Raw genomic sequence first — 2,630 nt, 5'->3', positions numbered from 1 at the left:
TCGTCCAGGAACCCGCCGAACCGGGTGTAGGACGTGCCCGGATGATCCGGGTCGGGGTCGTACAGCGCCTCCAGGTCCCAGCCACGGTCGGCCGGAAACTCCGACACCGCGTCCCGTCCCTCGGAGACCAGGTCCCACAGGTCCTCCGGGGACGACACCCCGCCCGGCAGGCGGCAGGCCATCCCCACGATCGCGATCGGCTCGCGTTGCTCGTCCCGGACGTCCCGCAGTTCTTCGCGCGTCTTGTGCAGCTCCTCGGTCACGCGTCGGAGGAGGTGCCGGATCTGGTCGTCGCTCACAGGTCTGCCTTCCAGGGGCACGGGTGGGCCAGGGGAGTGTCAGGAGATTCCGAGCTCGTCGCTGATGAAGCTGATGAGCTCGTCGTCGGTCGCGGAGCCGAGATCGGCCGGGACGGAGGCGCGTACGGGCGTTTCGTTGGTCGCCGTGCCGGCAAGCCGCCGCAGCCTGCTCAGGGCCTCGTCGCGTCCCTGCTCGGGGACCGGCCCGGACAGCAGCTGCTCCAGCTCGGCGATCTTCGCCAGTACGGCGTCGTGCGGAGGATCCGGCTCCTGCAGGAGTACGGCGAGGAGGTGGTCGACGAGGGCGGCCGGAGTGGGGTAGTCGAACACCAGCGTGCTCGGCAGCTCCGTACCCGTCAGCCGCGACAGGCGGTTGCGCAGCTCGACCGCCGACAGGGACGTGAAGCCCTGGTCGCGGAAGCCGCGGTGGTCGTCCACCTCGGCGGCCGAGCCGAGGCCGAGGACGCCGGCGATCTCGGTGCGGACCACTCGCCGGGCGGCCTGCCGCCGTTCGGAGCCGGGCAGTGCGAGCAGCCGTCGTACGAGATCGGAACCTTCGCCCGCATCCTCGTCGCCGGCCTCGGTCCGCTCGGTCGGGTCTCGCCACTCCGGAAGCTCGCGCAGCAGCGGGTGGGGCCGCACGGCCAGGACGGCGGGCCAGTCGGCACGAGTGATCACTAGCCGGGTCTCCCCACCGGTCACGGCCTCCTCCAGCGCGGAGACGGCGAGGCCGGGAGCCATGGGCGGGAATCCGTTGCGCCGCAGTCCCCGCCGCGCCTCGGCCCCCGCGATGCCGTCACCGTCCCATTGCCCCCACGCGATCGAGGTGGCGGGCAGCCCGAGTGAGCGGCGGTGGTCGGCCAGAGCGTCCAGGAAGGCGTTGCCCGGCGCGTAGTTGCCCTGACCGGCGCCTCCGATCGTGCCGGCGATCGAGGAGAACAGCACGAACGCCGTCAAGGGAAGGTCCCGGGTCAGATCGTGAAGGTTGAGCGCGCCCCCGACCTTGACCCGGTGCACGGCCGCGATCCTCTCGGGCGTGAGCGAGCCGACGAGCCCGTCGTCCAGGACGGCGGCGGTGTGCACCACGGCGGTCAACGGGTGCTCGGCGGGCACCGCGGCCAGCGCGGCGGCGAGCGACTCCCGGTCGGACACATCGCAGGAGGCGAATGTGACGTGTGTGCCGAGCGCGGTGATCTCGTCACGCAGGTCCTGCGCGCCGGGGGCCTCGGCACCCCGCCGGCTGACCAGCAGCAGATGCGGAACGCCGCGCCGGGCGAGCCTGCGGGCGACGTGGGCGCCGAGGCCCCCCGTGCCCCCGGTGATGAGGACGGTGCCGGTGGGAGCCCACTCCGCCGCCGGGGCGCCGCCGGGCAGGGGAGCCGGTACGAGCCGCCGCGCCAGCAGCCCGGAGGCCCGGACCGCCACCTCCGACTCGCCATGTGCCCCGATCAGGGCCGTGAGCGCGTGCCCGGCGAGCCCCGTGTCGGGAAGGACGGGGAGGTCGATGAGGCCACCCCACCGTTCGGGCCGCTCAACGGCGACGACCCCGCCGAGCCCCCACCCCAGCCCTCCCGAGGGACGGCTCACCTGGTCGGACGGACCGGCCGCCACCGCTCCCGAGGTCGCGATCCACAACGGCCCGGCGATCCCCGCCGCGTCGAGCGCGTTGATCAGCGCCACCGCGTCGGCGTCCGCCGCCAGGCCGGCGTCCTCGTCGAGCGCGAGCAGGGAGAGGACGCCGGTGAACGGCTCGTCCGTGGGCACGGCGGCGAGCGCCTGGGCCAGCTCATCGGTGTCGACGTGCCGGCTCGCGGCATGGCCGGTCGCGCGGTCCGCCTCTTCACGCCTTCCGCGACCGACGACGACGGGCACCACCCCGGCGTCCTGCTCCTCAAGGGCACGCGTCAGAGCGCTGGACCAGACCGCCGCCGCGCCGTCGACGGTACGGATGACCAGCCAGCGTCCTCCCGTCTTCACCGGGCCGTCCTCGGGGACGGGCCGCCACGCGGACTTGAAGCGCCACGAGTCGATGGTCGACCGCGCGCTCCGGGCGGCGTGCCAGGACGCCAGCGCCGGGAGCACCTCGCCCAGCGACCCGCGTAACCGCTCCCCCTCAGGGCCGAGGGTGCTCACGAGCGAGTCGAGGTCGCCCCGGCCCACCGTCTCCCAGAACGGGTCGTCCGCCGCCGGACCGGCCTGGGCCGGTTTCGGCTGGTCGGCCCAGTGCCGTCGGCGCTGGAAGGCGTAGGTGGGCAGGTCGACGGTGGTGACGGGCTTGGTGGTGGTGTTGGGCCAGTTGATGGGGGTGCCGGTGGTGTGGAGGTGGGCGGC

2 protein-coding genes are annotated in these 2,630 nt (G+C 74.0%); both read right to left on the bottom strand.

All coding sequences use genetic code 11. The annotated features are described in order from the left end of the window. Positions 1-299, bottom strand: a 299-nt coding sequence (locus tag AB0B72_RS40095; RefSeq protein WP_367745037.1) for a beta-ketoacyl synthase N-terminal-like domain-containing protein, incomplete at its 3' end; no start/stop codon positions are given. Positions 300-338: 39 nt separating this feature from the next. Beyond that, positions 339-2,630: SDR family NAD(P)-dependent oxidoreductase (locus tag AB0B72_RS40090; RefSeq protein WP_367745036.1), on the bottom strand; the 2,292-nt coding region annotated here is incomplete at its 5' end.

The organism is Microbispora sp. NPDC049125 (assembly GCF_040802045.1).
Lineage (GTDB): Bacteria > Actinomycetota > Actinomycetes > Streptosporangiales > Streptosporangiaceae > Microbispora.
The sequence above is the reverse complement of the archived record's forward strand: the minus strand, read 5'-3'. Positions and strand labels throughout refer to the sequence as shown.